At 66.4% G+C, this 7,726-nt stretch carries 8 protein-coding genes and 2 pseudogenes; 7 read left to right on the top strand and 3 right to left on the bottom strand.

Features of this window, described 5'->3' with window-relative positions; genetic code table 11:
* Positions 1-329: 329 nt before the first annotated feature.
* On the bottom strand, positions 330-833 hold the full coding sequence (locus tag CCS01_RS13525; RefSeq protein WP_146101738.1) for a hypothetical protein: 504 nt from the start codon (positions 831-833) through the stop codon (positions 330-332).
* 91 nt (positions 834-924) lie between these two features.
* Here CCS01_RS13525 and CCS01_RS13520 point away from each other — a divergent pair.
* From CCS01_RS13520 to CCS01_RS13500, 6 genes and pseudogenes are all read left to right on the top strand, one after another.
* Positions 925-1,698, top strand: a pseudogene (locus CCS01_RS13520) (IS66 family transposase); the annotation flags it as partial.
* 14 nt (positions 1,699-1,712) lie between these two features.
* Complete coding sequence (locus CCS01_RS36095) at positions 1,713-1,982, top strand: IS66 family transposase (RefSeq protein ID WP_408887488.1); 270 nt, start codon at positions 1,713-1,715, stop codon at positions 1,980-1,982.
* A gap of 58 nt (positions 1,983-2,040) precedes the next feature.
* Positions 2,041-3,261, top strand: coding sequence for a tyrosine-type recombinase/integrase (locus CCS01_RS13515; protein ID WP_104519343.1), 1,221 nt, complete (start codon positions 2,041-2,043; stop codon positions 3,259-3,261).
* Complete coding sequence (locus CCS01_RS13510; protein ID WP_204848257.1) at positions 3,258-4,337, top strand: tyrosine-type recombinase/integrase; 1,080 nt, start codon at positions 3,258-3,260, stop codon at positions 4,335-4,337. The genes CCS01_RS13515 and CCS01_RS13510 overlap by 4 nt, the downstream gene beginning before the upstream one ends.
* A complete protein-coding gene (locus tag CCS01_RS13505) occupies positions 4,334-5,323 on the top strand; it encodes a tyrosine-type recombinase/integrase (RefSeq protein WP_104519342.1) in 990 nt (329 codons plus the stop codon). The genes CCS01_RS13510 and CCS01_RS13505 overlap by 4 nt, the downstream gene beginning before the upstream one ends.
* Before the next feature lie 115 nt (positions 5,324-5,438).
* Positions 5,439-5,924 carry an IS66 family transposase gene (locus CCS01_RS13500; protein ID WP_104519341.1) on the top strand — a complete coding sequence of 162 codons (486 nt, stop codon included), beginning with the start codon at positions 5,439-5,441 and terminating at the stop codon, positions 5,922-5,924.
* A 76-nt stretch (positions 5,925-6,000) separates the two neighbouring features.
* On the opposite strand, the gene CCS01_RS13495 is transcribed toward CCS01_RS13500, so the two are convergent.
* Positions 6,001-6,774, bottom strand: a complete 774-nt coding sequence (locus tag CCS01_RS13495) for a hypothetical protein (protein WP_146101737.1) — start codon at positions 6,772-6,774, stop codon at positions 6,001-6,003.
* A gap of 310 nt (positions 6,775-7,084) precedes the next feature.
* Between CCS01_RS13495 and CCS01_RS13490 the strand changes: the two genes are divergently transcribed.
* On the top strand, positions 7,085-7,474 hold the full coding sequence (locus CCS01_RS13490; RefSeq protein WP_104519339.1) for a hypothetical protein: 390 nt from the start codon (positions 7,085-7,087) through the stop codon (positions 7,472-7,474).
* Here the strand turns inward: CCS01_RS13490 and CCS01_RS13485 are convergent.
* Positions 7,446-7,726 (bottom strand): annotated as a pseudogene (locus CCS01_RS13485) (IS66 family transposase); the annotation flags it as partial. The gene CCS01_RS13490 and the pseudogene CCS01_RS13485 sit on opposite strands and share 29 nt — an antisense overlap.

The raw sequence follows: 7,726 nt of genomic DNA, 5'->3' as shown, positions 1-7,726 counted from the left end.
GATGGCGGGCGGGTTTGGGGTGGCGGTTTGTTCGCCGGCGGCGAAGGCTCTCGACATCCGTCAGGCTGACGGCGGCGGCGCGTCAGCGCAGATGCCCGGCGGTCAAGCGCCACGGGAACGGAAGATATAAGTAACGTCCAAGTAATCGGCTCTCCGCTGTTTCGAGTGGAAGGCTTACACGCCTGGGTTGTGCTCTCGTGTTGGGAGGGATTTGACCGCGGCGCCCAATCTGGCATGACGCCGCAGCAGGTCTAAATCCAGGTTGTAAGCGCAATTTTGTGCCTTGTCTGGCGGCGGGGACGGGTTTGCGAGGAGATGGCGTTTCCGGTTCAGGGCGGCCGGATATCAGCTTCCGCGATCGCGTGCAGCAAGTGCGCCCAGTTCTGGAACACGACGTATGTGGTGATGGTCCGCAAGTGCTCGAAGAACCGGTAGGTCGCGCCTTTTGCAGCCAGCGCCGTCCGCCAGGCCGGGACGGCGAGCGAGGCAACGGTGTGATTGGCAAACGCCAGCAGGTTCAGCACCACCAGCACGCTGGCCAGCGTGTCCTTGCCGTGGCCGAAATTGTGCTCGAGGTTGTAGCCGCCGCATTTGAGGACATTGAAGGTCTCGTTCTCGATCTTCCAGCGCGCCCGCCCGCAGGCGGCGAGTTCTGCGACATTGCCTACGGTGACCGGCAAGTCAGTCACGAAACTGTTGTGGTAGGTCCGCTTGCCCTTGGCGTCGAACATCTCGATGGAGAACCAGGTGACCTGCAATGCGTCGGCGTGTGATTGTTCACGTCCAAACGGCGCTCCATCGTAACGAGAATGCCGGGAAGCATCATCGGGCACCAAGTGTCCGCTTGAAAGCGGGCTGACGCTGTGGTCAGGCCTGTGTCCGGGGTGATTGAAGCCGGGACGGAGCCGGTGTTTCACTCGGACCATGACGCATATGCCCGCCCGCATCGGTCTGGAGCCCGATTTCCGGGACGGTCTGCTCCAGCAGGTGCAGGATGAGAACGCGGCGCTGCACGCGGCGAACGATCGGCTGCGGGCCGAGAACGAGCGGCTGCGCGGCGAGGGCAGTGCCAAGGACGCTCAGATCAAGCGGCAGCAAGCGGAGATTGCGGCCCTGCAAGCCAGGCTTGGCCGGCCGAAGAAGACGCCGCGGAATTCGAGCCTGCCGCCGTCCCAGGCGGTGAAACCGAATGCCAGCGGACTGCCCGCCGCCACGCCGGCGCATCCGCGGCGGGGCCATCCGGGCGCACACCGCCCGCTGTGCGACAATCCGACCGCGGTGAAGGACATGCGGGCGGGGACGTGCCCGCATTGTGCCGCGGACCTGTCTGGGGTGGAGCAAAGCGCGGGCGAGACGTACGACCACGTCGAGATCCCGCTGGCGCCGGCGGTCATCACCCGGGTCATCCTGCGACGCGGAACCTGCCCGTGCTGCCGCCAGGCGTTCATAGCGGAGCCGCCGCCGGGGACGGAACCGGGATCGCCGTTCGGCGAAAACCTGCGGGCGAGGGTGGTGCATCTGCGGCAGTGCCACGCCGTGTCGTATGAGCGGCTGGCCTCGGTTCTGGACGTGCAGTTCGGGGTGAGGCTGAGCGAGGGCGCCCTGGCGGCGATACTGAAGGCAGCGGCGCCGGCGTTCGCGGCGCAGGTGGCGCCGATCCGCAGGCGGCTGCTGGCCGGGACGGTGATCGGCTCGGACGAGACGCGTTTCGCGTGGGCAAGGCCAATTGGTGGCTGTGGGTGTTCCAGAACGCCGACAGTTGCTGCTTCGTCGTCGAACCGGGGCGCGACAAGGATGTGGTCGAGCGCTTCCTCGGCGGCGTGCGGCCGCGCGTCTGGATCTCCGACCGTCTGGGCTCGCAGGCCGGCTGGGGCGAAAAGCACCAAGCCTGCCTGGCGCATTACGCCGACCTCCGGGTTATGCCGACTTTCCCCTGCCAGTTGGCCCGGACGGCGGTGATCGCTGCCGCGGGGGCGGCATAATCAGAGCGCCTCGAGGAAGGCGCAGTCTCCTCTCCTTGCCAAATGAGAGGAGGCTTTCATGGCGACCGATCCGTCTTGTGTTCGGATATCGGGTCCACTTTCAGCATTTGCGGCTGGCTTCGCCGACGAACTCACGAACCAAGGCTATAGGCCAGGTTCCGCCTGCAAACAGATGGGTCTGCTGGCCCACCTGAGCCGTTGGCTCGGGGGTGAGGGCCTCGGCGTGGCTGATCTGCACGCAAGCGAGGTGGAACGCTTTCTGCGTGCCCGCCGCGCCGCTGGTTACGGAGATTTCCTGTCGATCAAGGCGATGCGGCCGATCCTGGCTTTCCTGCGTGGCCTTGGCGTGGCGCCAATGCCGCCATTGCCGATGCCCAGCGGCCCCGTGGAGACAACGCTGGAACGATATTGCCACTACCTGACAGTCGAGCGTGGCCTGGGGAGCGAGACCGCGCGCGGCTATGTCGATGCGGTGCGTCTCTTCCTTCAGGGCAGGATCTCGCCTGATGGCCTTGCCCTGGACCTGGCAGGCCTGACGTCTGCCGACGTCATCGCCTTCGTGGTCCGGCGCTGCCCGCAGCAGGGCCAGAGCGCGGCCAAATTGACCGTGACGGCGCTCCGCTCGCTGCTCGGCTTCCTTCATCTCGATGGGGCCATCGCGCAATCGCTCGCCGTGGCGGTGCCATCGGTCGCCGGCCGGCGGCTGAGCGGGCTGCCCAAGGCATTGGATGCCGACCAGGTCCGACGCCTCCTGGCGTCCTGCGACAGCCGCACACCGAACGGCTGCCGCGACCTCGCGGTGCTGACCATCCTGGTCCGTCTGGGCCTGCGAGCGGACGAAGTGGCCAGGCTCGCGCTTGATGACATCGACTGGCGCGCCGGTGAGATCATCGTGCATGGCAAGGCCAATTGCACCGAACGCCTGCCGTTGCCCACGGACGTCGGTGAAGCGGTCGCGGCGTATCTGCACTGCGGCCGTCCGGCAAGACCTCATGGTCGAACCGTGTTCGTGCGCATCAAGGCGCCGCATCGTTCGCTCAGCTCCGGCGGAGTGACCCAGATCGTGGCCGCCGCTGCCCGACGGGCCGGGCTTGGCCAAATCCATGCGCACCGTCTGCGCCATACCGCGGCGACCCAGATGCTGCGTGCTGGCGCGTCGCTGCCGGAGATCGGTCAGCTCCTGCGTCACCGTCGCGCCCTGACGACTGCGATCTACGCCAAGGTCGACCGCGACCGGCTGCGCACGATCGCGCGCCCCTGGCCGGGAGAGGTCGCATGAACCCCCTTCGCCAGGCCTTGGCCGACTACCTGGCCGTGCGGCGCGTCCTTGGTTACAGGCTGGTTCGGGCCGAGAAACTGCTGGCTCAGTTCCTCACCGACGTTGAGGCGTGTGGTGAGGACCACCTGACCACTGCCACGGCAGTGGCCTGGGCGACCGTCTCGCCGGGTGCGCACCGAAGTTGGGCCGCGACCCGGCTGTCGATCGTTCGCCGCTTTGCCACTTACCTGCAAGGCATCGTAATAGGGGCAAAACCCCGGGCACGCACGTGCAGCATACGCTCGAAGCCGGAACGACAGGCATGGAATTCCGCCATTTTTTGGTATCCAATTGCGGAACGATATGAGCGCTCATCAAATTCGCCCGGGGTTTTGCCCCTATTACAAGGCATCGACCCGGCGACGGAGGTGCCGGCGCGGGACCTGCTGCCGGGGCAGAATCGTCGCGCTACGCCCTATCTCTACTCGGATGCGGACATTGCCGCCTTGATGGCGGCGGCCGGCAGCTTGCGCACGCCTCACCGGGTGGCGACGTATCGGACGTTGATCGCCCTGTTGGCGGTGAGCGGAATGCGGGTTGGCGAGGCCATCAACCTCGATTGCGGCGATTTCGATCCGGTCGAGGGTCTGCTGACGATCCGCAACGGAAAGTTCGGCAAGTCCCGTGAGGTGCCGCTGCATCCGAGCACCGTCACTGCTCTCGGGACGTGTCTGGGCCGCGACGACCGTCCCCGTCAGGCGCCGCGTTCGCCGGCTCTGTTCGTCTCCATGGCGGGCACCAGGTTGCTCTACACCAACGTCCGGCCGACCTTTCACAAACTGGTCGGCCAGGCTGGCCTGCTGCCGCGCTCAGCCATGTGCCGGCCAAGGCTACACGATATGCGCCACGCCTTCGCCGTCCGCACCATCCTTGACAGCTATCGCGATGACGGCGACCCGGGCGCGCGGCTCGCGCTGCTGTCGACCTATCTCGGCCATGTCGATCCCGGCAAAACCTACTGGTACCTCTCGGCCGCTCCGGAATTGCTGCAACTGGCCAGTGAACGGCTGGACCGTCACCTCGGAGGTGACGCATGACCGCCCTTGCCACAACCTTGCAGGCGTTCTTCACGGACCGCCTGATCCGTCAGCGCCAGGCCAGCCCGCACACGTGCGCCGCCTATCGGGACACCCTGCGGCTGCTGCTGGTCTTTGTCTCGGCACAGAAACACAAGCAGCCATCGCAACTGGACATCGACGACCTCGACGCCCCGGTCATCGGCGCCTTCCTCGACCACCTGGAAACCCAGCGGAACAACGGCGTCCGTACTCGTAACGCCCGCCTGGCCGCCATCCGCTCGTTGTTCCGATACGCCGCCCTGCGCCACCCCGAGCATGCCGCCGTGATCGCGCGTGTGCTCGCCATTCCCGCCAAGCGTTACGACCGGCGGCTGGTGACCTTCCTGAGCGAACCGGAACTCAACGCGCTGCTTGCCGCCCTCACGCCGTCAAGCCCGACCGGACGGCGCGATCGTGCTCTGCTGGCGCTGGCCGCGCAGACGGGCCTGCGGGTGTCCGAACTGATTGGCCTGCACTGTGCCGATGTCCATCTCGGCGCTGGCGCCCATGTCAGTTGCCTGGGAAAGGGGCGCAAGCAGCGGGTCACGCCGCTGACCTCGGGCACGAGTGCGGTTCTCCGCGGCTGGCTCGCCGAACGCGCGGGTCAACCGAGCGAGCCACTGTTCGCCACCCGGAGTGGCAGGACGCTCAGCCGTGATGCACTCGAGCATCGCCTTACCAAGTACGTCGAGATTGCCGCCCGCACCTGCCCATCGCTGGGCCAGAAGGCCGTCACCATGCACGTGTTGCGGCATACCGCGGCGATGCGGCTGCTGCGCGCCGGCGTCGATACTTCTGTCATCGCGCTATGGCTTGGCCACGAGCAGATCGAGACGACCCAGATGTACCTGCACGCCGACCTCGAACTCAAGGAACGGGCTCTGGCGAAGGCAACCCCAGCCAACATCACGCCAGGCCGCTACCGGCCGCCGGACAAGCTGCTCGTCTTCCTCGAGGCGCTCTGATTATGCCGCCCCCGCGGCAGCGATCACCGCCGTCCGGGCCAACTGGCAGGGGAAAGTCGGCATAACCCGGAGGTCGGCGTAATGCACGCTATGCCGACATCGGCATAGGGCGCACATCCTCCGCGATGCCCAGTATGCGCTCGACAGCGGCGACACCGTGCTGGCGGGGCGGGTGATCCCGCTGCTGTGCCGCGCTATCCGCGTCTGGCGCAACCGCGAGCACCTGATGCGCCGCTACGGTCTGCAGGTGCTCGACGCCTTCTTCCGGCGCCACTTCCTTGCGCTCTCGGAGATGCTCGCGCAGCCGATCATGGGCAACGTGGCCGCCGAGAGGTTCCGTCGCAGCTTGGTCAGGTGGCAGGACAGGCTGTTCGTCTTTCTCGTCGAGCCGGAGGCTGCCCCGACCAATAACGGTTCGGAGCAGGCGCTGCGCTGGAGTGCGGTCTTCCGCAAGGTCACCAACTGCTTTCGCTCGGTCTGGGGCGCGAAGCTCCATGCCGACGTGCGCTCGATCATCGAAACAGCGCGACGGCGCGGGATCGGGGCACTCGAGGCGATCCTACTGACCCTGCGCGGTCAGCCACTTCCCGTCTCGGCGTAGTTCGTCCCGCCCATCCGGGCCATCCATCACTGCGATTGCGCACCACTCGACAATGGCGCGCCGCATGCACGTGCCATCACCAACCGTGAGCAATCACGTCGGCGCGGTCGCGCAGCGGCACGTCGGCGAGCCAATGGTAAACCGTGGTGGTGCGCTTGCCGCGTTTGAGCACCGTCTCGCGATGTTCTGCCAGCGTGGCCCCATACAGATACTCGCTGATGGTCCGGTGCGAACTGGGCTTGGAGGTCAGGATGAAATTGCCCCCGGCGGCCTGAATGTCCGCGGCGATCGGCTGGCAGGCAAACAGATCGTCGCCGAGAAACACCGGCCGCAGATGCGCCAGCGAGGCGCCATGGCGGGCGAGCCAGCGCTTGGCTGCGTTGCGTTCGCAATCCTGCTTCGCCGCGCCGTCCTGCGGCACGATGAATTCCGGTGGCAGCGGCAGGACATGCTGGTGCCCCTGCGCGACAATGCTGGCGCCAAGGAAGGCATGGAAATACTCGGTGCCGCCATTGGCGCGCTTGCGCGTCAAGCACCGCGGGCAGTGGATCTTGCGCGAGCAATGGTGTTCGGTGCCATCCAGCGCGATTGGTGTCCGTCCGCCGAGGCGCTGGAATGGCGCGAGCAGCCCCGGCGTCTCGAGCGTCTTGAGGAACAGCCCATCGAACGCCGCCGTCGGGGCGCCATCCAGCATCTGGCGGATGTAGTTGTCGCTGGGGATGGCGGCGATGCCGAACAGGGTCTGACAGTTCGAGCGGCCTTGCCCCTCCGCCAGGGCCCGTTGATGGGCCAGGAACGACGGGCTGCCCATGAAGAACAGCGAGAACGCGGACAGGCCGATGGCCGCCATGGTGTAGGCGCCGACAGGCAATGGCCCTTTGCGACGGTCGGGCAGACCGGCACAGACCATGTTCAGATCGGCAAGGCAGTCCTCAAGGGCACTCACACAGCCTCAGAATCGTGGTTGGCCGCGCGCCGCAAGGCCGAAGTGGCGAAAATGGCGCCTTCAGACGAAGAAAGCCCCGCATGGTGGCATTTGCGACTCACCCACCAGGACATGGATCATCGCTCAAAACGCGACTCAGTCGCATTGAGAATTGCTGATCAAATAAAGCCTGTCCAACGCGCCGGCCGACGCCCCACCGCAACGCCTGGCCCACATGCAGGGCGGGCGCTACTGGGTCGAGCGCGCCTTCGAGGATGCCAAAGGTGAATGCGGCCTGGCCGATTACCAGGCGGTGGGCTGGCGGGCCTGGGACCACCACGTCACCATGGTGATGCTGGCCATGCTGTTCATCGCCGAGCAGCGGGTGGCGCATCAGCCAGGTTTGGCGTTGCTGACACCGCGCGACATTGCCGAAATGCTGAAGGAGACGCTGCCGCGCAAGCCGCAGGGCAAGCAGGCGTTGGTCAACCAGATCAACCAGCGCCACGCGCGCAGACGCAGCGCCATCGAGTCACGCCACCGCTCGCAACGCAGTCTTGCTGTAACCGGGGCACAACCCCGGGACCCGGCCCCACTCAGGCCGGCTGGCCGCGGCAGCGGATGAGTTCGGCGAGGCGAGGCACCGCCGGCGCGCCGGGCACGCCGAGCCGGGCACCGAGATAGTTCCAGAACGAGATCCCGAGCTTGCGGCAGGTCTTGCCGAGGCCAAGGAAGGCATCGCGGCAATCCCGACCGACGTCGGTCCTGGTGCCGCCGCTGACATGGCGCTTGGTCACCTGGCAGCGGATGTCGTTCTCCGAGCCATTGGTGTGCAGCGGGATCTCCGGGTGGTCGAGCACCTTCAGCAACTCGGCCT

The organism is Rhodopila globiformis, assembly GCF_002937115.1.
In the GTDB taxonomy this organism is placed as follows: domain Bacteria; phylum Pseudomonadota; class Alphaproteobacteria; order Acetobacterales; family Acetobacteraceae; genus Rhodopila; species Rhodopila globiformis.
Note: the sequence above shows the minus strand (reverse complement) of the source record. Positions and strands in the feature narration are given on the sequence as shown.

Coding starts and splice junctions, on each gene's coding strand:
- CCS01_RS13515 (WP_104519343.1), top strand. CDS start 2,041: ATGGCGACCGATCCGTCTTGTGTTCGGATATCGGGTCCACTTTCAGCA.
- CCS01_RS13510 (WP_204848257.1), top strand. CDS start 3,258: ATGAACCCCCTTCGCCAGGCCTTGGCCGACTACCTGGCCGTGCGGCGC.
- CCS01_RS13505 (WP_104519342.1), top strand. CDS start 4,334: ATGACCGCCCTTGCCACAACCTTGCAGGCGTTCTTCACGGACCGCCTG.
- CCS01_RS13495 (WP_146101737.1), bottom strand. CDS start 6,774: ATGGCGGCCATCGGCCTGTCCGCGTTCTCGCTGTTCTTCATGGGCAGC.
- CCS01_RS13490 (WP_104519339.1), top strand. CDS start 7,085: ATGCAGGGCGGGCGCTACTGGGTCGAGCGCGCCTTCGAGGATGCCAAA.